Genomic DNA, 20,331 nt, shown 5'->3' on the forward strand with positions numbered 1-20,331 from the left:
CCATGTCACACGTTCCCTGCCAGGAGACCGGATGAAGACCGATGGACGCACCGCGCCGGACCCCGCCGCCCCGATCAGCGCGCGGGCGCTGGCGGTCGAGGGGGCCTTCGTGTTCACGCCGCGGGTGCACCGCGACGGGCGGGGGATCTTCACCTCCCCGCTCCAGGGCGAGGAGTTCGCCCGGACCGTGGGCCACCCGATGCCCGTCGTGCAGACGAACCACAACCGGTCGGCGCGGGGGGTGCTGCGCGGGGTGCACTTCACCACCACCCCGCCCGGCCAGGCGAAGTACGTGCACTGCGCGCGGGGCCGGGCGACGGATTTCGTGATCGACCTGCGGCTGGGCTCCCCCACCTTCGGCGCCTGGGACACGGTGGAGATGGACACGGAGTCCTTCCGCTCCGTCTATCTGCCGGTCGGGGTGGGGCACGCGTTCCTGGCCCTGGAGGACGACACGGTGATGTCCTACCTGGTGTCGTCCCCCTACCGGCCGGGGCTGGAGCAGTCCCTCGACCCGTTCGACCCGGACCTCGCCCTGCCGTGGCCCGAGGGCCTCGTGCCGACCCTCTCGGAGCGGGACGCCGGTGCCGTCGGGCTGGCCGAGGCCCGGAAGCTGGGCCTGCTCCCCCGGTACGAGGACTGCCTGGCGGTCACCGACGGCTACGCGTGAACCGGGGCCGTCCCGGCCGGCCGTCCCGTGCGGGCGGCGGCCGGGGCGGCCCGGTCGGCGGGCAGGAAGCCGAGCAGGGCGAGGAGCGTGCGCGCCTCCACGTTCAGGTGGCTCCCGTGCCGGACGAAGCCGATGAGCTGGCGCACGGTCATCCAGGCGAACTGCGGCGGCACCCGGAGCGGGAAGTCCTCGTCCGTCTCGACGAGCGCGTAGCGGATGCGGGCGTGGTAGAAGCGCCCGCCCTCCTCGGACTGCACGGTGTCGAACCGGATCCGGTCGGGCCGGGCGGACAGCACCTCGTCCAGGAACTCCAGGCGGGGCGCGGGGCCCCCGCCGTCCCGCGCGCCGGGGGCGTAGTCGGCGGGCTGGCACTGCACGGTCGGGGCCAGTTCGACGCGGGCCAGCGCCCCGGTCTCCACGCGCGCCTGCACGAGCAGGTGCAGCACCCCGTCCACCCGTTTCGCCAGGAAGGCCGCCACGCCCTGGCTGTTCGGCATGAACATGGGCTGGGACCAGCCGGGCACCTCGCGGCGGGACTCCTCCACCCGTACGCCGAGGACGGTGAAGTGGCGGCCCTCGTCATGGGCGATGACCCCGTCGCGCATCGACCACTTCGTGGTCTCCGCCAGGGGGACGGGCCGGCGGGTGAGGGTGCAGCGCTCCTTGGCCAGTGCCAGGTGCCGCAGCAGCGTGGTGGTGTCGTGCAGACGCCGGCCCTGCGGTTCCCACGAGGCGGCCAGCGCGCCGTGGAACGAGTCGGGGTCGGGTGCGGGGCGGGAGGACCCGCCGGGCGGGCGCAGGCCGACGGCGCCGGAGAGCACCGTGCGCGTGTCCATGTTGATCAGGTCGTCGGTCTGGAGCAGTTCGGCGATCTGGTCGAAGGAGAGCCAGCAGAACTCCTCCAGGACGGGGACGTCCTCGTCGGTGAGGACGATCATGTTGCGGTTGCGCTTGGCGAGGAACCAGGCCGCCTGTTCGGACTGCAGGGCGTCGGAGAGGACCCGGCCCCGGCCCGGCGCGAGGAAGTGGTCGAGGTAGGGCACCGGGCGTCCGCCGTGCACCCCGGTGTAGTTGCTCCGGGTGGCCTGGACGGTCGGCGAGAGCTGGACCGGGACGGCGTTGCCCGGCTCCATCTTCGCCTGGAGCAGGCAGTGCGGGACTCCGCCGAACTCCTTGACCAGGATGCCGAGGACGCCCTGTTCCGGCTGGACGAGGATCGGCTGCCGCCAGGCGTCCACGGCGCGGCCCGAACGCGTGACGTCGAGTCCCTGGACGGAGAAGAACCGGCCGCTGCGGTGGACCAGGTTCCCGGTCCCCTCCTCCGTCACCCAGCCGTCCAGCCGGTCCAGCGGGACCCTCGTCACCTCGCACGCCTGCGCCTCGCAGACCTGTTCGAACCAGCGGTGGAATTCCGTCGTGCCGGAGAACATGCGGGCCCTCTCGTCGGGTCGGCCGCGACAGCCGCGGCGGCCGCCAGCAGCCTCGCCGACGCCGCTCGCCCCCTTCTCGATCCGGGATCGAGCCGGGATCGAGCCGCCCCGGACACCGTGGGCCCGTTCGGGTCCGGCCGAGGACGAGTGGAGTACGGACATGCCTGTTCCCCCCGACGGGGTTCCCGCCGCGCCGCCCGCGCCCGGGGCGGAGCGGGCCCCCGGCCCGGTGCTGCGCCTGGGCGTGCTCGGCTGCGCCGAGTTCGCGCGCCGCCGGATGCTGCCCGCGATGGCCGCCCACGGCGGCGTGGAGCTCCGGGCCGTCGCCAGCCGGTCGGCCGGGCGGGCCCGGGACACCGCGGCGCCCTACGGTGCCCGGCCGGTCACCGGGTACGCGGAGCTGCTCGCCGATCCCTCGCTGGACGCCGTGTACCTGCCGCTGCCGGCCGCGCTGCACGCCGAGTGGGCGGAGGCGGCCCTGGAGGCCGGCAAGCACGTCCTGGCCGAGAAGCCGCTGACGACGGACGCGGCGCGGACCCGCGCGCTCCTGGAGCGGGCCCGGACCCTCGGCCTGGTGCTGCGCGAGAACACGATGTTCGTCCACCACGGCCAGCACGCCGTGGTGCGCCGGCTGCTGGCCGACGGGGCGATCGGGGAACCGCGCGCGCTGCACGCCGCGTTCACGGTGCCCGCGCCCGCGGAGGGGGACATCCGTTACGACCCGGAGCTGGGCGGCGGCTGCCTCGCCGACATCGGCCTGTACCCGGTGCGGGCCGCGGTGCACCTGCTCGGCACGGAGCTCGACGTGGCCGGCGCGGTGCTGTCGGCCGCGCCGGGGCGGCGGGTGGAGACCTCCGGCGCCGCGCTGCTGCGCCGGGCCGACGGCGTCGGCGCGCAACTCACCTTCGGCATGGAGCACGCCTACCGGTCGCGCTACGAACTGTGGGGCAGCGAGGGGCGGATCACCGTGGACCGGGCGTTCACCCCGGCCGCCGACCACCGCCCCCGGCTGCTCGTCGAACGGGCCTCGGGCACCGAGACGGTGACCCTGCCGGCCGAGGACCAGGCGGCGGCGTCCCTCACCGCGTTCGCCGCCGCCGTGCACGGCCGGCGGTCCGGCGCGGGCGACGAGGCGGAGCTGCTGGCCCAGGCGGACCTGATCGAGCGGATCCGGCGGGCGGCGGCCCCGTGGGGCGTCCCGCGCGGCTGAGCCGGCGGGCCGCGCGCCGTACGCCGCCCGCCGCGCGCCGCGCGCGGGGCCTCAGGCGAGGCAGCGGGGAAGGCCGCCGTTGTACTCGGTCATCTCGCGCAGCGCCGTCTCCATGACGGACATCGGCAGCGGTTCCGCGGCGCCGGTGCCCGCCAGTTCCGCGAAGGCGCGGTGCAGGTTGGGGACCAGGCGTTCGGGGTCGAGGAGTTCGGCGTACGGTCCGAGGTCGGCCTCCCGGGCGGTCTCGATCGGGGTGAGGCCGGCGGCGCGGCCCCGCCCGGCCAGCTCCAGGACCAGCCGCAGGTAGCCCTCCACGGTGTCGAGGACCTCGGGGCCGGAGACCGGGCCGTGGCCGGGGACGATCGTGGTCGCGCCGAGGGCGCGGAGCCGCTCCAGGACCGCCAGGGAGCCCTCGATCGATCCCATCAGGCAGAACGGGGTCACTCCCGACATCACCAGGTCCCCGGCGAACAGGACCCGCTGTTCGGGCAGCCACACCACGGAGTCGTTGGAGGTGTGGGCGCGCGGCCCCATGTGCATCACCTCGGCGCGGACCGAGCCGACGTGGAGGGTGAGGGCGTCCCGGTAGGTGACGGCCGGCGGCACCAGTTCGACGGCTCCCCACTCCACGTCGGGCCACAGGCCCGTCAGGTGCAGGCCGGCGGCGATCATCTCCGACCGGGTGCGCTCGTGGCCGATGACCAGCGCCTCGGGGAAGAGGAAGTTGCCGAAGGCGTGGTCGCCGTGGAAGTGGCTGTTGACGACGGCCTTCGGGGGGGCCGGGTTCAGGCGCAGCGCCGCCTCGCGCAGGGCGCGGGCCCGGGATTCGGTGGCGACGGTGTCGACGAGGACGCTCTGCCCCTCGGAGACGATCACGCCGGCGTTGTTCAGGCACCATCCGCCGGGCGGCTGGACGAAGGCGTGGACGCCGTCGGCCATCTCGGCCGCCCGTGCGGGTGGTGGCGCGGGGGTGGTGACGGGGGTGGTGGTACGTGACGGCACGGCCGGTCTCCTCACACGGGTGCGGCGGACGTGCCGAGTCTGTCCGGGGCCGCTCGCAGCGCGGTCGAAGGTCCGCTGAGGAGCGGCGGGCCGGCCGGGGTCAGAGCTGGTCGCCCCAGCCGCCCTGGATCATGGTCTGGAAGGCCCAGGTGCCGTCCTTCCTGATGAGGACGTCCGCGTAGTGCGTGCGCTGCTCCTCGCCGTCCACGGTCATGACGCAGTCGGTGAAGACCACCGCCATCGCCGCGGAGAGGAAGACGGGGGTGCGGGTGGAGGAGAAGGAGACCCCCTCCCCCATGACGTGCTTCATGGTCTCGACGAACTGCCGCCGGTCCCACTGCGCGGAACGGCCGTGGCCCCGGGAGTCGTCGCTGACGAGGTTGAGCGGGAAGACGGCCATGTCGGCCATGTCCTCGATCCGGCAGGCGGTGCAGTGGGAGTCGTACTCCGCGAACCATGCCTCCAGGGAGGCGCGGTCCTCCGCGGTCGGGGCGTAGCCGGTGTCGACGGGAAGGGTCACAGTACGCCTCCAGCGTGCTGGTCAACTTTTACTAGAGTGACCGACCGTACACGCTGCGCAACCGAAAGAGGGGTCGTCCGTTCCGCGTGTCGTCCCGGCTCCAACGAGGCTCCGGTGTACCTCCACGGGGCCCGGAGAGGCTCGACCGGACGTGCAACGACTGCTACCCGATGGGGGTTTCGCGAAATGACGCAGACAACGGTCGGCCAGCCGGCGGTTTCGGCTCTTCGGAAGGCCGTGCAGGGCGCGGCGGACCGCCTCGTCGAGGCGGGTGCGGCGGGTGTCCAGTTCCGGGTCGCCCGCGGCGACGAGGCGTTCGTCGTGACCTCGGGCATCGCCGAGCTGGGCACCGACCGGCCGGTGCCGGCCGACGGCCGCTTCCGGATCTCCTGCATCACCAAGCCGTTCGTGGCGGTGGTGGTGCTCCAGCTGGTCGCCGAGGGGAAGCTCGCCCTCGACGACACCGTGGAGAGCCACCTGCCCGGCCTGCTGCCGTACGGCGAGAAGATCACCATCCGCAACCTGATGCAGCACACCAGCGGCCTGTACAACTACTCGGACTCGTTCCAGAAGCCGGGCGACCGGTTCCTGCGCGACCGCTACAAGCACTACGAGCCGACGGACCTGATCGCCATCGCCGCGGCCAAGCCGCTGGAGTTCGAGCCGGGCACCAAGTTCGCGTACTGCAACACCAACTACTTCATCATCGGCCTGCTGATCGAGAAGATCACCGGCCGCTCCTACCGCACGGAGATCACCGAGCGGGTGCTGGAGCCGCTGGAGCTGAAGGAGACGGTGCTGCCGGGCGACGACCCGAACCTCCCCGGCCCGCACGCCCGCGGCTACATGCAGATCGGCGGCGAGGCGGTGGACGTCACGCTGATGAACCCGTCCGAGGCCGGCTGCGCGGGCGAGATCATCTCCACCACCCGCGACCTGGACACCTTCTTCTCGGCCCTGTTCTCCGGAAAGCTGCTGAACGAGCCGGAGTTCGCCGAGATGACCACGCCGCTGCCCCCGGAGATGATCGAGAACCTCCCGATGGGCATCGGCTACGGCCTGGGCATCATGAAGCTGCAGAACGACGACGACCTCGACCTGTGGGGCCACGGCGCCGGCATCCCCGGCTACGCCACCCTCGCGGCCACCACCCGCGACCTGTCGGCCCGCGTCCAGCTGTCGTTCACCATCGGCGACAAGGACTTCGGCCCGGAGGCCGAGCAGGCCGTCATCCGCGGCGTCAACGTCGCCCTGTGCTCCTGAGGCCGGCGATGACACGGGCGACGCCTTCCGGTGACAGGGCCGTCGTCGTCACCGGCGGCGGCACCGGGATCGGTGCCGCGACCGCCCGCGCGTTCGCCGAGGACGGCGCCCGGGTCCTGGTCGTCGGCCGGACCGCGGCGAACCTGAAGGAGACCGCGGCGGGCCACGAGCGGATCCGGACGATGACCGCGGACGTCCACGACGAGGACGCGCCGGGGCTGATCGTGCGGCGGGCGCTGGAGGAGTTCGGCCGGCTCGACGTCCTGGTCAACAACGCCGCCGTCACCGGGTTCGCCACCCTCGACGGCCTGGAGCGGGACACGGTCCGGGCCCAGCTCGGCACGAACCTGCTGGCCCCGGTCTTCCTCGCCCAGGCCGCCCTGGACGCCCTGGAGGAGACCCGGGGCGTGGTGGTCAACGTCAGCTCGGCCGGTTCGCTGGGCCGCCGGGCCTGGCCGGAGAACTCCGTGTACGGCATGACCAAGGTGGCGCTGGACTTCCTCACCCGCACCTGGGCGGTGGAACTGGCCCCGCGCGGCATCCGCTCCGTGGGCATCGCGCCCGGCGTCGTGGACACCGGCGTCGGCGTGCGGGCCGGGATGCCCGAGGACGCCTACCGGGGCTTCCTGGAGCAGATGGCCGGACGCATCCCGGCCGGCCGGGTGGGCCGTCCCGAGGAGATCGCCTGGTGGATCGTGCAGCTGGCGTCCCCCGAGGCGGCGTACGCCAACGGCACCGTCCTGGCCGTGGACGGCGCCCTGTCGGTGACCTGAGGCCGCCGGCGACGCACCCACCGCGCCCGGCCGGGACGACCCGGCCGGGCGCGGTGCCGTACGCGCCGGTCCCCCGGCCGGCGACGAGGAAGGCGGCACCCCGGAGACCCGGGGTGCCGCCTTCCTCGGTGTTCAGCGGGCGACGGTGGCCGTCACGTAGCGGACGGGCACGTCGATGCGGACGGGGCCACCGTCCTCGCGCAGGGCGTCGAGGGCGGTGACGAGCCGCGCGCGCAGGGCGGCGGCCTCCTCCCCGGGCAGGTGCTGCCACAGCAGCCGCATGCCCTGCGTGTGCGACCAGTCCACCCACGCCTCGCCGGACACCGCGGTCATCCGGACGTTCTCGTCGGTGATCCGCACGTCCGTGAAGCCGGCCTTCTCCAGGGCGGCCGTGAGGTCCGCGGGCTCCTCCAGCCAGGAGTGCAGCTGCCGGTGGAGCTGCTCCGGGTGCCAGGCCGCCGGCAGGTACTCCAGCAGGGACATCGGGATCAGCTCGGTGAACATCGGGGGCAGGAAGGGGAAGGTGTCGCGGGTGAAGACGGGGCTGGTGAAGGCGATCCGGCCGCCGTCGCGCAGCAGCCCGGCGTAACGGGCGAGGGCCGCCCGGGCGTCCGGCAGGAAGATCACGCTGTAGCTGCCGAGCACCAGGTCGAAGGAGCGGGCCGGCAGGTCGGGGTGCTCGCCGTCCATCACGCGCAGGTCGACGTTGCGGATGCCCTGGCGGCCGGCCTCCCGGCCGGCCTCCTCGATCATCGCCTCCGCGATGTCGATGCCCAGCGCGGTGCCCTCCGGACCGATCCGCGCGGCGGCGGGCAGCAGGGTGGCGCCGAGGCCGCAGCCGACGTCCAGGACCCGCAGGCCCGGTCGCGGATCGGCCAGCTCCACCAGCCTGCGGCCCATCGGCGTGAAGAACTCCACGCCCAGCCGGTCGTAGGTCGCGGCGGCCTCGTTGAAGGCGTCGGTCACTTTCGTCTTGTACAGCGCGCTGTCCACATTCGACTCCGTCTTCTCGTGGTGGGGTGGGGCGTGCGTGGGTGGGGAACCGCTGCCGGCCCCATCCTGCGGACCGCGCCACGGGGCGCGCTGGAGCGCCCGTCGAGGCGCGGCCGGTGCCGGGTCAGGCGCGGGCCTCGTCCAGCCGTGCGCACCACGCCGCCGGGCTGGGCGCGCGGAGCAGGCCGGTGCCGATCAGCAGGCCCTGGAAACCGGCGTCCAGGAGCAGGGCGGCCCGGTCGGGGTCGGCGATGCCGCTGGCGCTCACCGCGCAGCGGGTACCGGTCCGCAGGACGGCGGGCAGCAGGTCCGTGCTGCGGTCCCCGTCCCCCGGGAACCGTTCGCGGGTGGCGATGTCCTTGTTGTTCACGGCGACGACGCAGTGGGGTCCGGGCGGCACCGCGGCGGCCTCCGCCTCGTCGGCGACCTCCACGAAGGGGGTCAGCCCGAGCTCCAGGGCCTGCGCGGCCAGCCGGGCGAGGACGCCCGCGGGCAGCAGCTTCGCGGTCAGCAGCACCGCCGAGGCGCCGAGTTCGCGGGTGCGGGCGAGCTGGCCGCGGCCGGTGACGAAGTCCTTGCGCAGCAGGGGCAGGTCGGTGAGCGCGGCGACCTCGGCGAGCAGTTCCTCGGTGCCGCCGAACCAGTGTCCGGTGACCACCGAGACGCAGGGCGCGCCCGCCTCCTCGTAGAGGGCGACGACCTCGGCCACCGACCGGCCGCCCAGCAGGTCGTTGCCGTCGGCGTCCTGTCGCTTGACCTCCATGATCAGGGGGCGGTCGGCGGAGGTGAGCGCTTCGGCGAAGGTCGGGGTCATGACGCCTTCCAGGCGTGGACGAGGTCCGCCGTCCGTGCCCCGTCGAGCAGGCCGGCGTCGCCCCGGGCGGCGGAGTCCACGTCGATGCCGAGGAAGCCGGGGTGCGCGAGGGTCGCGCCGAACCGGTCCCGGTTGGCGTGGCGCAGGCCGCCCGCGAGCAGGAAGGAGCGTGTCGTCCGGTCGGCCAGGGCGGTCACCGTGCGGTCGTCCAGGGTGTGGCCGGTGCTGCCGACCCGCCCGTCGGTGGTGACGGCGTCCAGCAGGAACAGGTCGGTGCCGGCCCGTTCGTAGGCTCCGATCAGGCCGGCCTCCGGGCAGGCGCCGTCGCGGACGTGCAGCACCTTGACGACGCGCGTCCGCCCGGGGAGTTCCGCCCGCAGGGCCCGGACCACGGCGGGCGGCTGGTATCCGTGGAGCTGGATCCAGTCGGTGCCGACGGCGGTGGCGGTCCGGGCCAGGGCCGAGGGGTCGGAGCCGAAGGTGACCAGTACGGACCGCAGCCGGCCGGTGGTCCGGGCCTCGGCGGCCAGCGCGGCCAGCCGGCCGGCGGACAGGTCCGCGTGCCCGCCGGGTACGCCGTGCCACAGGCCGACGAGGTCCGCGCCGGCCCCGGCGACGGCCCTGACCTCCTCCGCGGTGGTCGCACCGCAGACCTTGACGAGCATCAGGCCGTCGCCGTGTCGTGGGCGTCCCGGACGAGGGAGCCGCCGGCGAAACGGGGGGTCCCGTCCTGGAACAGTCCCGGGTGCGCGGCCCGCAGGTCGGCGATGACCCAGTCGTAGGGCAGGTCGTCGAACTCGCCGTGGAAGCGCAGGAACTCCATCTGCTGCCGCCCCCGCTCGTCGAAGGGGTGGAAGAGGCTGTCGGCCGTGCCGTCGAACTCCAGCGGGGCCATCCGGTACAGCCGGCACAGCGTCCGGTTGAAGACGGGGGTCGCCTTCACCCAGCGGCCCTCCAGGTGCACGGCGGTCAGGGCGTGCTGGTGGAACACGTCACCGCCGATCAGCTGCTTGAGCCGGGCGGAGGCGAGGTGGTTGCGCACGTCGGTGAGGACCAGGCGGGCGGGGACCCCCAGCGAGCGCAGACCGGCGGTGTACAGCACCGACTTGTGCAGGCACATGCCGGAGCCGCCGGTCGCCACCCGGCTCGCGCGCAGTCCCTCGCGGGACAGGTCCGCCCCGTACACCTCGTAGCGGATGCCGTCGCGGACGGCGTAGTACAGCGCCACCGCCCGCTCGGTGGGGGTGGTGGCGTCCGCCGGGACGGCGTCGCGGACGAAGGCGCGGACCTCGGGGCTCTCGTGGTCGATGAACTCGGTCGCGGCCAGGTCCCCGGTGGCCACGGCGGCGGATCCGGAAGGGGGTTTCATGGTGGCGTCGTCCGTTTCTTTCGGTGCCGGGTTTCACAGGTCGAGCATCGAGGCGAGGCGGTTGCGCTGGATCTCGGAGGTGCCGGAGTAGATGGTTCCGCCGACCGCGTTGCGCAGCTCCTTCTCGATGCCGTGTTCGGCCATGTAGCCGTTGCCGCCGAAGATCTGTACGGCGGCGAGCGCCGAGGCGAGGTTCGCCTCGCTGGTGACGAGCTTGGCGATGGCCACGTCCTTGGCGGCGTTCTCGCCGGCGACGAGCTTGCGGGCGGCGGAGAACAGCCAGTGGCGGGCGGTCTCCACGCCGATCTCCATGTCCACGATCTTGTGGGAGACGGCCTGGTAGGAGCCGATGGGTTTGCCGAACTGGACGCGGTCGCGGGCGTACCGGACGCACCGTTCGACGCGGTCGCGCATCTCCCCCGCGTTGACGGCGAAGGAGCAGAGGACCTCCCAGCGCATCACGTGGTCCAGGACGAGGAAGCCGCCGCCCGGACGGCCGATCACCCGTGAGGCGGGGACGCGGCAGTCGGTGAAGAACACTTCGCTCAGCGGCGAGGTGCGCAGCCCCATCTTGGCGACCGGCGTGCCGACCGTCAGGCCGGGGGTGTCGCGGTCCACCAGGAACGCGGTGATGCTCAGCGGGCCGGGGCGGTCGCTGGTCCGGGCGTAGACGGTGATCAGGTCGGCCACCGGCCCGTTGCTGACGAACGCCTTGCTGCCGTTGAGGACGTAGGAGTCGCCGTCGCGGACCGCCCGGGTGCGCATGGCCAGGGCGTCCGAACCGCTGTCCGGCTCGCTGATGGCGTGCGCGCCGATGAGTTCGCCGGAGCACAGGCGCGGCAGGTGGCGCTCCTTCAGCTCCTCCGAGCCGAACCTCTGCAGCGGGACGCCGGTGCTGACGACGTGGCTGGTCACGGAGAAGTTCAGCCCGGCGTCGCGGCAGCCCTGTCCGAGGCCCTCCAGGACGTACATGGTGGTCACCAGGTCCTGGCCGAGTCCTCCCCAGCGCTCCTCGAAGGGCAGGCCGAGGATGCCCGTGGCGCGCAGCAGGTCCCACTGTTCCCGGGGGAAGAGCGCCCGGGCGTCGCGCTCGACGTGCCCTTCGCTGATCCTGCCCAGCAGCGGCCGCAGTCCCTCGCGCAGCCGCCGCTGGTCGTCGGTCCAGGAGGTCATCAGTACTGGGAGAACTCGGGGGAGTCGAGGTTGTGCACCTCGTCGCCGCGCAGGGCCGGGGAGAAGACGCAGACCAGGCGCAGGTCCTCGTGCGGGCTGGCGATCAGCCAGTGCGCGTCGTGCTGGTCGAGGGCGTAGAGGGTGCCCGGCGTGATGGGGTACGAGTCGCCTTCGGTGTCCACGACCTCTCCGCTGCCCTCGACGCAGTAGCAGGCTTCCAGGTGGCGGCGGTATTCCAGGCGGGACTTGGTGCCGGCCCGCACGATGGTGTCGGTGACGGTGTAGCCCAGGCCGTCGGCGGCGGTGAGGAACCGGCGGCTGACGCCGTTGCCCCAGTCGACGCAGCGCACGTCTTCGAGCTTGCGGACGATCATGGTGGACTTCCTTTCGTGGGGTGTTCAGGGATGCGGGCGGCGCAGTTCCCGTACGAAGGAGGCGAACTCCCCTACGGGGTCGCGCCCTTGGGAGAGGGCGTGTTCGATGCGGGCGACGCCGGCGCTGCCGACGACCGCCGCGTCCGCGCCGAGGTCCTCCAGCGCGGCGACATCGGCCCGGGTGCGGACGCCGAAGCCGACCGCGACCGGGGAGGTGGTCCCGGCGCGCAGCGCGGTGAGCGCGGCGGCCAGGCGGTCCGGGGCGGCCGTCGCGCGCGTGCCGCTGCGGCCGTAGTGGGCGACCAGGTAGACGTAGGCGGAGGCGTGCCGGGCGGCCTCGGCGACGGTCCGCGGGTCGGAGACCGCGTAGCAGGTGGTGACGAGCGGCAGTCCGGCGTCGTGGGCGGCCGCGTACTGGGCGGCGCGGAGCCGGGGCGGCAGCCCGTGCAGCAGCAGGGCGTCGCAGCCGGCGCCGGCGACGGAGCGCGCGAAGTGCCCCAGGTCGGTGCCCCTGACGCTGTGGCTCCAGTCCACGAGCAGGGCGACGCGCAGCCGGCGCAGGGACGGCCGGACGGCGGCGACCGCGTCGAGGACGGACTCCAGGGTGGTTCCGCCGGCCAGCGCGCGGTCGGCGGAGCGGCGGATCACCGGTCCGTCGGTGGCGGACCCGGGGAACGGGACGGCGAGTTCCAGGCAGTCGACGTCGTGGTCGTCGAGCATCGCGGCGAGTTCCGGCAGTGCGGCGAGGGGCGGGTCGCCGGCGTTGGCGAACACCGCCAGTCCCGGCCGCCCCGGGCGCCGCCCGGCGAAGAAGCCGGGGCGGATGCCGGGGGGCGGGGCCGCGGGCGGCGCGGTGTCAGGCATGCGCGGCCTCCAGGGACCGCAGCCGCTCGACCCGGGCGAGGGCCGAGCCGTCCCGCAGCACGGCGTCGGCGGCCGCCAGCGCCTCGTGCCAGTCCCCCGTCAGCCGGCCGGCCACGGCGAGCGCCGCGGCGTTGAGGCAGACCGTCTCGCGGGCCGTCCGGCCGCACCGCCCGGCGAGCACGTCGAGGAACAGCTCGGCGCCGCGGTCCGCGCCGCCCTCGGCCGCGGCGAGGTCGGACAGCCGGCCGGTGCCCAGTCCGAGCGCGCCGGGGGCCAGTTCGAACTCGCTTCCGGCGCCGTCCTCGTAGGCCCGGACCGTGTTGGCGGTGAACCCGAGCAGTTCGTCGGCGCCGGTTTCGTTGGCGGCCAGCCAGACGGACCGGCCGGTGGTGCGCGAGACGTGTTCGGCGGCGTGGCCCAGCGCCTCCAGGTGCCGGGGCCTGGAGACGCCCGTCACCTGGGCGGCGACCGGCATGTCGGCGAGGAAGGGGCCGAGCGTGTTGACGAAGGGACCCAGCCGGCGGATGTCCAGCGGCGTCACCGCCCGGGCGAGGAGGGAGATCTCCCGCGGGTAGACGAAGAACCCGGCGAAGGCGATGCCGCAGTGGTCGAGGACCGCCCGGGTGTGCTCGTACGAGGTGGTCGGGGTGATGCCGAGCCGGGTGAGCAGGTCGATGGAGCCGAAGCGGCTCGTGTAGGCCCGCGAGCCGGTCTTGACGACGCGGACGCCCATGGCAGCGGCGACGAGGGCGGCCGCGGTGGAGATGTTGAAGGTGGCCGGGCCGCCGCCGGTGCCGACGATGTTGACGGCGCCGGCGAAGGGGGCGGCGGGGCGGGGCGGCCGGCGCTCGTCCAGGGACTCCAGGAGTCCGTGCAGGGTGACGCGGTCGGGCATCCGGGTGGACAGCGAGGCGAGGAGGGCCGCGGCTTCACCACGGAGCAGGCCACCGGCGTGCAGCCGGTCCCAGAACGACCGCCAGACCGGCAGTTCCACGGGGTGGTCGCGGCCGATGAGCGAGACGACGGCCTCGTGCATGGCTACGCGGCCCCGGCGTTCTTGGACGCGGACCGCTCGATGAACGCGGTGATCGACGCGACCGTGGTGAAGGACTCCGGGTCGAGGTCGACCGTGTCGGCGTCGATGCCGTAGCGGTCCTCCAGCCAGGCGATCACCTTGAGCAGTCCGAGGCTGTCGACGACGCCGTTCTCCAGGAGGTCGTGGTCGTCGGTCAGCTCGCCGGCGGGGACGTCGGGCAGGAACTCCTCGACGATGAACGTCCTGACGGCCTGGGCGTGGGTCATGTCAGTTCTCCTTGGGGAAGGGGGCCTGGACGGCGAGGCCGCGGTCGATCTTGCCGGTCGAGGTCCTGGGAAGCGGGTCGTCGGTGAGGCGCAGGGTCGAGGGGACGGCCGCGCGCGGCAGCCGGCGGGCCAGGTGGCCGCGGAGCGCCAGGCTGTTGAGGTCCCGGCCAGCGGCGCGGCGCACGACGGCGTGCAGCAGGCGTCCGGCGACGGGGTCGGGCAGGGCCAGTACGGCCGCCTCGGTGACGTCCGGGTGGTCGAGCAGGACGCTCTCCACCTCCTGGGTGTTGACCCGGACCCCGCGCACCTTGACCTGGTGGTCGGTGCGTCCTTCGAGGTGGAGCGTGCCGTCCGGGTGCCGTCGCACGAGGTCGCCGCTGCGGAAGTAGCGGCGCGCTCCCCCGTCCGACGGATGTGGTGCGAAGACCCGCGCGGCGGCGGCCCGGCCGAGGTAGCCGTCGGTCTGGAAGGGGGTGGAGACGAGGAGTTCGCCGGTGCCCGGACCCTCCAGGACGCGCCCGTCGCCGTCGAGGAGGAAGTGGTCGACGCCGGCCAGCGGGCGGCCGAGCGGCAGGGGGGCGGCGGCCTCGGCCCGGGCGTCGGTCACCTCGTGCCAGAAGCTGTCGTTGGTCTCGGTGCACCCGTAGACGTTGTGCAGCCGGGCGGCGGGCATCAGGCCGGGCAGCCGGGCGAGGACCGGGCCGGGCAGGGCCTCACCGGTGAAGACGGCGTGGCGGACGGACGGGAGGACCGTTCCGGCGTCCCGCGCGGCATCGGTGACCAGCCGGAAGAACATGGGGACGCCCTGGACCACCTCCGCCCGGTGGCGGTCGAGCAGGGCGAGCAGCCGGGGGCCGTTCAGCGCCTGGTCGGGGTCGACGAGGACGACCCGGCCGCCGTGGGCGAGGGTGGTCCAGACGTCGAGCAGGCACAGGTCGAAGTTGAGCGGCGCGTAGTTGAGGACGGTGGTGCCGGGGCCGATGCCGAAGGCGTCGGCGGCCCAGTGGACGAAGGCGTCGACGGCCTCCGCGCCCAGCGGCACGATCTTGGGCAGTCCGGTGGAGCCGGACGTGGTCAGCAGCAGGGCGGGCCGTCCGGAGGGTGCCCCGGGCTGGTCCCCGGGGCCGGTGTCCGTGGGGTCCGGTTCCGTGCCGGGGCCGCTGTCCGTGCCCGGACCGGTGGTGTCCGCCGGGTCGAGCACCTCGTCCACGCCGGCCTCGCCGTACAGCCGTTCCAGGGCGTCGGCGCCAAGGGTGGCCGAGGGCAGCAGGACCGGCCGGCGTTCCAGCAGGCAGGCGAGCACCAGGGCCACGGTCCCGGGCGTCTTCACGGCGGGGACGCCGACCGGTCCGGCGCCGTCCGGGCGCCGGAGGAGGGCGCGCAGCGCCCGCGCGTGCCGCAGCAGGGTGCCGTAGTCGATCTCCTCGTCGCGCCAGACCAGGGCGGTCGCGCGCGGGTTCCGGCGGGCGTGGGCGAGGAATCCGCCGACCAGCCCGCCGGGGTGCCCGCCCGGAGCGTCACCGGTGTGCGATGCGGCCCGTACGGTGTCCGGCGCCGTGTCCGCGCTGCTGTTCACAGCCCCTCCCTCTCGCCCCTGTACCCGGGGTGTGCGTCCGATGGTGGTTTCGCGGTCTGGAGACCGGATGGAGCCCCGCTGAACTCCGGGGCGGCCGGGCCGGCGGGCGCGGGACACCGCGCCGCCGGGTGGCGGGCGGCCCCTCCCCGGGGCCGTCCGCTCCCGGCCTCTCGCGCCGCGCGGCCCGGCGGGCGGGGGCCGTACCCGGCCTCCCGCGCCGCCCGCCGTCGCCGGCCGGGTTCAGACGGCGGTGCGTCCGGACAGCGCCCGGTTGACGACCTCCACGTACTGGCGCGGGGTCTCGGCCTCGGAGACGGCCTCCTCGTCCAGGAGCACCCCCCACTGCCGTTCGACCAGGCCCGTGGTCTGGAGCATGGCCAGCGAGTCGTAGCCGAGATCGGCGAACGGGACGTCCTGGACGTCGCCGTCCAGGTCCACTCCCTCGTCCTCCCCCGCGGACTCGCGCAGCAGGGCGATCAGGTCGGTGAGTTCGAAGCGGGTCATGTCGTACCTCGTGTCTCTCGTGGACGGACGGGGTGGCCGTCCGTGGCGGGCTGTTCTCCGTACGGGAAGGGGCGCCGGCGCGGTTCAGGCGCGGACCACGGCGGCGGCGTTGAATCCGCCCCGGCCGCGCGCCAGTACCAGTGCCGTCCGCAGCTCCGCACCGGTGCGCGGGGCGCCGGTGACCAGGTCCACGGGGCAGTCGTCGGCCGGCCGGTCGGTGCCGGTGGTGGGGGGGATCACCTGGTCGCGCAGGGAGAGCAGCGCCGCGGCCAGGTCGAGGGAGGACCCTCCGGCGGAGAGCCGGCCGGTCATGCTCTTGGGCGCGGTGACGGGCACGCCCCGTTCGCCGAACAGGTCGGAGATCGCCCGTGCCTCGGCGCGGTCGGCCTCCCGCTCGCCGGCGGCGTCGGCGAAGACCACGTCGACCTGGTCGGGCCGCACCCCCGCGTCGGCCAGGGCGAGCGCGGCGGCGGCGCCGAGCCGGGAGTCACCGGCCCCGGGGGGCGGGTCGAAGGTGGCGGCGTAGCCGGCGACCGAGCCGTACACCCGGGCGCCCCGGGCCAGGGCGGCCTCGGCGTCCTCCAGCACCAGCAGGGCGCCGCCCTCGCCGGGCACGTAGCCGGAGGCGTCCGCCGAGAAGGGCAGGAAGGCGCGGTCGGGGTCCTCGCGGGGGCTCATGCGGCCCTCGGCGACGTGGGCGACCCAGCCCCACGGGCACAGGGCAGAGTCGATGCCGCCGGTGACGACGAGCGAGGAGCCCTTGCGCAGTTGCCGGCGGGCGTGGGCCACGGCGTCGAGTCCGCCGGCCTGTTCGGTCACCAGCACCCCGCTGGCGCCCCGCAGTCCGTGCAGGATGGAGATCTGGCCGGTGTTGACGGCGTAGAACCAGGCGAAGGACTGGTAGGCGCTGACGTACTGGCCGCCCTTGCTCCACAGGGCCTGGAGTTCGCGCTGGCCGAACTCGAAGCCGCCGGCGGAGCTGGAGGTGACCACCCCGGCCGCGTACTGCGGCAGTCGGGCCGGGTCCACCCCGGCGTCGTCCAGCGCCTCCTTGGCGGCCGCCAGGGACAGCCGGGTCACCTGGTCGGTCTGGGCCAGCAGCCGGCTGCGCACGTGGTCCTCGGGGACGAACCCGGGCACCTCGCCGGCGAGCCGGACCGGGTAGGTGGAGGCGTCGAAGCGGGTGAGCGGGCGGATGCCGTTCTCGCCCCGCAGCACGGCGTCCCACCAGGCGCGGGTGCCGAGCCCGTTGGGGGCGGCGACGCCGATGCCGGTGACCACGGCCCGCGGGCGGCGGACCGCGCCGGGGCCGTCGTCGCGGAGGCGGTCGAGGGTGGCGGTCATGCGGTCGCTCCCAGGTGCGGGCGGGTCAGGATCATGGCGCTCTGGAAGCCGCCGAACCCGCTGCCCACGGTGAGTACGGTGTCGGTCCGCTGCTCGCGGGCCACGAGCGGGGTGTAGTCCAGGTCGCACGCGGGGTCGGCCTCGTGCAGGTTGGCCGTGGGCGGCACGGTGTCGTGCGCGATGGCCAGGGCGCTGGCGGCCACCTCCAGGGAGCCGATCGCGCCCAGGGAGTGGCCGATCATCGACTTGATGGAGCTGACCGGAACCTCGTAGGCGCGCTGTCCGAGGCTGCGCTTGAACGCCGCGGTCTCGTGACGGTCGTTCTGCTTGGTGCCCGAGCCGTGGGCGTTGACGTAGTCGACGGCGCCGGGGTCGAGCCGGGCCTCGTCCAGGGCGGCGGTGATGGCCTCGGCCATCTCCACCCCGTCCGTCCGCAGGCCGGTCATGTGGTAGGCGTTGCTGCGGCTGGCGAAGCCGGATATCTCGGCGTAGACCTGGGCCCCGCGGCGGCGGGCGTGCTCCAGCTCCTCGATGACCAGGACGGCCGATCCCTCGCCGAGCACGAACCCGTTGCGGGTGCGGTCGAAGGGCCGCGAGGCGGTCTCCGGCTCGTCGTTGCGCGGGCTGGTGGCCTTGATCGCGTCGAAGCAGGCCACGGTGATCGGGGAGATCGGTGCCTCGGTGGCGCCCGTGATCATGACGTCGGCGCTGCCCTCGCGGATCAGCTCCACGGCGTGGCCGACGGAGTCCAGGCCCGAGGTGCAGCCGGTGGAGACCAGCGACACCGGGCCCTGGGCCCCGGCCAGACGGGCGACCTCGGCCGCCATCGAGCTGGGCACGAAGTAGTCGAAGAGATGGGGGACGGCCCGGGTGTGGTCCAGCACCCAGTCCGCGCCGTTGCGGCTCACCTGCGCGTACTCCACGTCGAGGCCGGTGGTGCAGCCGACCGCGCTGCCCAGGGTGACACCGGTGCGCAGGGGGTCGAGCTCTTCGGCGAGCCCGCTGTCGGCCAGGGCTTCACGCGTGCTGACCAGGGCGAACTGGGTGGCCCTGTCCAGGCGCGCGGTCTCGGCCGGGGTGAACCCGTGTTCGGCGGGGTCGAAGTCCGCCTCCGCGGCGATGCGGGAGCGGAACTGCGCCGGGTCGAACAGGGTGATGCCCCGGGTGGCGGTGCGACCGGAGGTGAGTACCGACCAGAACTCCTTGGTACCCACGCCGCCCGGTGCGACCACGCCGATTCCGGTGATCACAACCCGCCTCATCGGCTTTCCTTCACAGTTGTCCTCCAGGGGGTCACGGCGACCGCGCGGATCGCCGCCGCGCACGCGACGCAACCACCGCACGTGCTTGGAGCCTCGCCGACCTTCCTGGAGGCCCGCTCGAACCCGCCCCTGTCTCCCGTTGGAGGCGGTCCGGCCGTCCCGGGGAACGCGGGCACCCCGCCGGCGGAACCGGCGGGGTGCGGCGGAAAAGGGCGGTCGGGGTGTCAGCGGGCCGGGGAGGCGCTCTCCGCGAACCGCTTGGCGAGGGCGAGGGTGGCGCCGGAGTTGCGGCCCAGGGCCTCGCGGACGTAGCGGCGGGCGGTGGCGACGTCCGCGTCGGGGCCGAGGATCCGCGCGATGTTCTCCGGGCGCAGCACGACGCTGTGCCGGGAGGTGACGGTCACGCCGGTCCCGTCCTGCCTGAGGGACCACTCCCCGGTGTGGGCGGCCATCAGGGCCGGGGTGGCGGTCTGCTTGTACACGATGCGCCGGGCCTCGGGGAAGCACACGCGGACCGATTCGGTGGTGTGGACCGATCCGTCGGCCGTGCGGGTGTCCATCGACATGACCTGCACTCCCGGCGTCTCCTCGACCAGGTCCAGGCGGTCCACGTGGGGCACCCGCTCGGGCCAGTCGCCCACCCGGTACAGGAAGTCGTAGACGAGTTCCGCCGGCCCCTCGACGTGCGTCGAGTCCTCGAAGGACAGGACGAGGTCGTCCAGCTCGGTCCAGCGTTCGGCGAGCGCCTTGAGGCGGCCCAGCTCGGACTCGCTGTTGGTGTCGGTGGCCCGCAGCACCCACGCGACGTCCTCGGCGCGGTCGTCGGCGACGGTGAAGTCGTGGAGCAGGGTCAGCCGGGTGGAGGCGGCGCCGAGTTCCTCGACGATCCAGGTGCCGCCCATGCCGGTCAGCGGAGCGGCCGGGACCTCCTGGCGGAACTCGACGCGGCGGCGGCCGGGGTCCAGTTCGCGGCGCGAGGTCCACGTCTTCACCGTGCCGTTGGCGGTCGCCCACATCCGCAGGCGCTCGTGCCGGCCGTCGCCCCCGAGGCGCTCGACGTGAACGTTCGGCGGGAAGTACAGCGGCCACTTCCCCGTGTCCGCGACGATCCCGTAGACGACCCCCGCGGGCGCGGCGACCTCCACCTCGTGCGACGTACGGTGCACCTGTTCTGCGGACACCATTCCCACCCTTCGCTGCTCGGCTCTGCGGTGGTTCCGACGGTGTCCCGGCCCGCTGGAGGGCGGGCGGAAGGCGGCTGGAGGGCCGGGTCCCGGGGCGGGCGGTCCAGGGATCCTCGAAGGGGGTGCGACCCGCGGCGCGCAGCATGGGCGCAGCCAAGGAACGAAAGGGAGACCCCATGACGACCGCGTCCGACCTCGCGCCCGGGACCACCGCCTGGAGCGCCGCGCTCCACGCCGAGGTGCAGCAGTTCTACGCGCATCAGATGCAGCTCCTCGACCTCGCCGAGGCGGAGCGCTGGGCCGCGACCTTCACCGAGGACGCGACCTTCGCCGTACCGACGCTGCCGGAGCCCGTACGGGGCCGGGCCGGCCTGGTCGCGGCGACCACCCGCAGTCACGCGGAGCTGGCCGCGGCCGGGCAGCGGCACCGGCACTTCCTGGGCATGCTGGACGTCCGGCCCCGCCCCGACGGCGCCGTGGACGTCCGTTCGTACGCCGTCGTCTACGCCTCCGAGATCGGCGGCGCGTCCCGGGTCCACCGGGTGTGCGTCTGCGAGGACGTGCTGGTGCGGGGCGGGGACGGCGTGCTGCGGGTGTCGGCGCGCACGGTCACCCGGGACGACCTGGCCTGAGTCCGGTCCCGGCGGTACCGGACGCGCCGCGCCCCCGCGGGAACCCAGGGTTCCCGCGGGGGCGCGGCGCCG

General features: G+C 74.2%; 22 protein-coding genes. 5 read left to right on the forward strand and 17 right to left on the reverse strand.

Annotated features, from left to right (window positions below; genetic code table 11):
• The first annotated feature begins 31 nt into the window (after positions 1-31).
• Entirely contained in the window at positions 32-670 is a 639-nt protein-coding gene (locus ACZ6AQ_RS09100; RefSeq protein WP_468758646.1) for a dTDP-4-dehydrorhamnose 3,5-epimerase family protein, read from the forward strand.
• Here the strand turns inward: ACZ6AQ_RS09100 and ACZ6AQ_RS09105 are convergent.
• Positions 661-2,262, reverse strand: coding sequence for an NDP-hexose 2,3-dehydratase family protein (locus ACZ6AQ_RS09105; protein ID WP_468758648.1), 1,602 nt, complete (start codon positions 2,260-2,262; stop codon positions 661-663). The genes ACZ6AQ_RS09100 and ACZ6AQ_RS09105 overlap by 10 nt on opposite strands.
• Here ACZ6AQ_RS09105 and ACZ6AQ_RS09110 point away from each other — a divergent pair.
• Positions 2,261-3,310: a Gfo/Idh/MocA family protein gene (locus ACZ6AQ_RS09110; RefSeq protein WP_468758650.1), complete on the forward strand. Its 1,050-nt coding sequence runs from the start codon at positions 2,261-2,263 to the stop codon at positions 3,308-3,310. The two genes, ACZ6AQ_RS09105 and ACZ6AQ_RS09110, sit on opposite strands and share 2 nt — an antisense overlap.
• A 51-nt stretch (positions 3,311-3,361) precedes the next feature.
• Here ACZ6AQ_RS09110 and ACZ6AQ_RS09115 read toward each other — a convergent pair whose 3' ends face one another.
• Together ACZ6AQ_RS09115 and ACZ6AQ_RS09120 are read right to left on the reverse strand one after the other, a co-directional pair.
• Positions 3,362-4,312, reverse strand: coding sequence for an MBL fold metallo-hydrolase (locus tag ACZ6AQ_RS09115; protein WP_468758651.1), 951 nt, complete (start codon positions 4,310-4,312; stop codon positions 3,362-3,364).
• 100 nt (positions 4,313-4,412) lie between these two features.
• Positions 4,413-4,832 carry a nuclear transport factor 2 family protein gene (locus tag ACZ6AQ_RS09120; RefSeq protein ID WP_468758653.1) on the reverse strand — a complete coding sequence of 140 codons (420 nt, stop codon included), beginning with the start codon at positions 4,830-4,832 and terminating at the stop codon, positions 4,413-4,415.
• Between the two features lie 186 nt (positions 4,833-5,018).
• Here ACZ6AQ_RS09120 and ACZ6AQ_RS09125 point away from each other — a divergent pair, with 186 nt between their 5' ends.
• Positions 5,019-6,095: a serine hydrolase domain-containing protein gene (locus tag ACZ6AQ_RS09125; RefSeq protein WP_468758654.1), complete on the forward strand. Its 1,077-nt coding sequence runs from the start codon at positions 5,019-5,021 to the stop codon at positions 6,093-6,095.
• Between the two features lie 8 nt (positions 6,096-6,103).
• A complete protein-coding gene (locus tag ACZ6AQ_RS09130) occupies positions 6,104-6,868 on the forward strand; it encodes an SDR family NAD(P)-dependent oxidoreductase (RefSeq protein WP_468758656.1) in 765 nt (254 codons plus the stop codon).
• A gap of 132 nt (positions 6,869-7,000) precedes the next feature.
• On the opposite strand, the gene ACZ6AQ_RS09135 is transcribed toward ACZ6AQ_RS09130, so the two are convergent.
• The 14 genes from ACZ6AQ_RS09135 to ACZ6AQ_RS09200 all read right to left on the reverse strand — a co-directional run bounded on the left by ACZ6AQ_RS09135 (position 7,001) and on the right by ACZ6AQ_RS09200 (position 19,624).
• Entirely contained in the window at positions 7,001-7,861 is an 861-nt protein-coding gene (locus ACZ6AQ_RS09135) for a class I SAM-dependent methyltransferase (RefSeq protein ID WP_468758657.1), read from the reverse strand.
• A gap of 124 nt (positions 7,862-7,985) precedes the next feature.
• Complete coding sequence (locus tag ACZ6AQ_RS09140; protein WP_468758658.1) at positions 7,986-8,675, reverse strand: beta/alpha barrel domain-containing protein; 690 nt, start codon at positions 8,673-8,675, stop codon at positions 7,986-7,988.
• Complete coding sequence (locus ACZ6AQ_RS09145; protein ID WP_468758659.1) at positions 8,672-9,340, reverse strand: phosphoribosylanthranilate isomerase; 669 nt, start codon at positions 9,338-9,340, stop codon at positions 8,672-8,674. The genes ACZ6AQ_RS09140 and ACZ6AQ_RS09145 overlap by 4 nt, the downstream gene beginning before the upstream one ends.
• The gene (locus ACZ6AQ_RS09150) at positions 9,340-10,044 is read right to left on the reverse strand and encodes a transglutaminase-like domain-containing protein (RefSeq protein WP_468758660.1); all 705 of its coding nucleotides are present in this window, start codon (positions 10,042-10,044) and stop codon (positions 9,340-9,342) included. The genes ACZ6AQ_RS09145 and ACZ6AQ_RS09150 overlap by 1 nt, the downstream gene beginning before the upstream one ends.
• A 33-nt stretch (positions 10,045-10,077) precedes the next feature.
• A complete protein-coding gene (locus ACZ6AQ_RS09155; RefSeq protein WP_468758661.1) occupies positions 10,078-11,217 on the reverse strand; it encodes an acyl-CoA dehydrogenase family protein in 1,140 nt (379 codons plus the stop codon).
• Positions 11,217-11,591 carry an ectoine synthase gene (locus ACZ6AQ_RS09160; protein WP_388699420.1) on the reverse strand — a complete coding sequence of 125 codons (375 nt, stop codon included), beginning with the start codon at positions 11,589-11,591 and terminating at the stop codon, positions 11,217-11,219. Before ACZ6AQ_RS09160 ends, ACZ6AQ_RS09155 begins: the two co-directional genes overlap by 1 nt.
• Before the next feature lie 24 nt (positions 11,592-11,615).
• Positions 11,616-12,455 carry a tryptophan synthase subunit alpha gene (trpA, locus tag ACZ6AQ_RS09165; RefSeq protein WP_468758663.1) on the reverse strand — a complete coding sequence of 280 codons (840 nt, stop codon included), beginning with the start codon at positions 12,453-12,455 and terminating at the stop codon, positions 11,616-11,618.
• Positions 12,448-13,491 (reverse strand): anthranilate phosphoribosyltransferase, encoded by a 1,044-nt coding sequence (locus ACZ6AQ_RS09170; protein ID WP_468758664.1) that lies wholly within the window; start codon positions 13,489-13,491, stop codon positions 12,448-12,450. The genes trpA and ACZ6AQ_RS09170 overlap by 8 nt, the downstream gene beginning before the upstream one ends.
• 2 nt (positions 13,492-13,493) lie before the next feature.
• Complete coding sequence (locus ACZ6AQ_RS09175; protein WP_388699429.1) at positions 13,494-13,757, reverse strand: acyl carrier protein; 264 nt, start codon at positions 13,755-13,757, stop codon at positions 13,494-13,496.
• 1 nt (position 13,758) lies between these two features.
• Positions 13,759-15,333, reverse strand: a complete 1,575-nt coding sequence (locus ACZ6AQ_RS09180; RefSeq protein ID WP_468758665.1) for an AMP-binding protein — start codon at positions 15,331-15,333, stop codon at positions 13,759-13,761.
• A 240-nt stretch (positions 15,334-15,573) separates the two neighbouring features.
• Complete coding sequence (locus ACZ6AQ_RS09185) at positions 15,574-15,837, reverse strand: acyl carrier protein (RefSeq protein ID WP_388699435.1); 264 nt, start codon at positions 15,835-15,837, stop codon at positions 15,574-15,576.
• A gap of 84 nt (positions 15,838-15,921) precedes the next feature.
• Positions 15,922-17,181 carry a ketosynthase chain-length factor gene (locus tag ACZ6AQ_RS09190; protein ID WP_468758666.1) on the reverse strand — a complete coding sequence of 420 codons (1,260 nt, stop codon included), beginning with the start codon at positions 17,179-17,181 and terminating at the stop codon, positions 15,922-15,924.
• Positions 17,178-18,443, reverse strand: a complete 1,266-nt coding sequence (locus ACZ6AQ_RS09195) for a beta-ketoacyl-[acyl-carrier-protein] synthase family protein (RefSeq protein WP_468758668.1) — start codon at positions 18,441-18,443, stop codon at positions 17,178-17,180. Before ACZ6AQ_RS09195 ends, ACZ6AQ_RS09190 begins: the two co-directional genes overlap by 4 nt.
• A 224-nt stretch (positions 18,444-18,667) precedes the next feature.
• On the reverse strand, positions 18,668-19,624 hold the full coding sequence (locus ACZ6AQ_RS09200; protein WP_468759244.1) for an aromatase/cyclase: 957 nt from the start codon (positions 19,622-19,624) through the stop codon (positions 18,668-18,670).
• Between the two features lie 179 nt (positions 19,625-19,803).
• Here ACZ6AQ_RS09200 and ACZ6AQ_RS09205 point away from each other — a divergent pair, with 179 nt between their 5' ends.
• Positions 19,804-20,259 carry a nuclear transport factor 2 family protein gene (locus tag ACZ6AQ_RS09205; RefSeq protein ID WP_468758669.1) on the forward strand — a complete coding sequence of 152 codons (456 nt, stop codon included), beginning with the start codon at positions 19,804-19,806 and terminating at the stop codon, positions 20,257-20,259.
• Positions 20,260-20,331: the final 72 nt, after the last annotated feature.

This window comes from Streptomyces sp. NPDC041191, assembly GCF_055591945.1.

Excerpts from the sequence above, each read along its gene's own strand:
- ACZ6AQ_RS09100 (WP_468758646.1), top strand. The coding sequence starts at position 32 with ATGAAGACCGATGGACGCACCGCGCCGGACCCCGCCGCCCCGATCAGC.
- ACZ6AQ_RS09110 (WP_468758650.1), top strand. The coding sequence starts at position 2,261 with ATGCCTGTTCCCCCCGACGGGGTTCCCGCCGCGCCGCCCGCGCCCGGG.
- ACZ6AQ_RS09105 (WP_468758648.1), bottom strand. The coding sequence starts at position 2,262 with ATGTCCGTACTCCACTCGTCCTCGGCCGGACCCGAACGGGCCCACGGT.
- ACZ6AQ_RS09125 (WP_468758654.1), top strand. The coding sequence starts at position 5,019 with ATGACGCAGACAACGGTCGGCCAGCCGGCGGTTTCGGCTCTTCGGAAG.
- ACZ6AQ_RS09130 (WP_468758656.1), top strand. The coding sequence starts at position 6,104 with ATGACACGGGCGACGCCTTCCGGTGACAGGGCCGTCGTCGTCACCGGC.
- ACZ6AQ_RS09140 (WP_468758658.1), bottom strand. The coding sequence starts at position 8,675 with ATGACCCCGACCTTCGCCGAAGCGCTCACCTCCGCCGACCGCCCCCTG.
- ACZ6AQ_RS09145 (WP_468758659.1), bottom strand. The coding sequence starts at position 9,340 with ATGCTCGTCAAGGTCTGCGGTGCGACCACCGCGGAGGAGGTCAGGGCC.
- ACZ6AQ_RS09150 (WP_468758660.1), bottom strand. The coding sequence starts at position 10,044 with ATGAAACCCCCTTCCGGATCCGCCGCCGTGGCCACCGGGGACCTGGCC.
- ACZ6AQ_RS09155 (WP_468758661.1), bottom strand. The coding sequence starts at position 11,217 with ATGACCTCCTGGACCGACGACCAGCGGCGGCTGCGCGAGGGACTGCGG.
- ACZ6AQ_RS09160 (WP_388699420.1), bottom strand. The coding sequence starts at position 11,591 with ATGATCGTCCGCAAGCTCGAAGACGTGCGCTGCGTCGACTGGGGCAAC.
- trpA (WP_468758663.1), bottom strand. The coding sequence starts at position 12,455 with ATGCCTGACACCGCGCCGCCCGCGGCCCCGCCCCCCGGCATCCGCCCC.
- ACZ6AQ_RS09170 (WP_468758664.1), bottom strand. The coding sequence starts at position 13,491 with ATGCACGAGGCCGTCGTCTCGCTCATCGGCCGCGACCACCCCGTGGAA.
- ACZ6AQ_RS09175 (WP_388699429.1), bottom strand. The coding sequence starts at position 13,757 with ATGACCCACGCCCAGGCCGTCAGGACGTTCATCGTCGAGGAGTTCCTG.
- ACZ6AQ_RS09185 (WP_388699435.1), bottom strand. The coding sequence starts at position 15,837 with ATGACCCGCTTCGAACTCACCGACCTGATCGCCCTGCTGCGCGAGTCC.
- ACZ6AQ_RS09190 (WP_468758666.1), bottom strand. The coding sequence starts at position 17,181 with ATGACCGCCACCCTCGACCGCCTCCGCGACGACGGCCCCGGCGCGGTC.
- ACZ6AQ_RS09195 (WP_468758668.1), bottom strand. The coding sequence starts at position 18,443 with ATGAGGCGGGTTGTGATCACCGGAATCGGCGTGGTCGCACCGGGCGGC.
- ACZ6AQ_RS09205 (WP_468758669.1), top strand. The coding sequence starts at position 19,804 with ATGACGACCGCGTCCGACCTCGCGCCCGGGACCACCGCCTGGAGCGCC.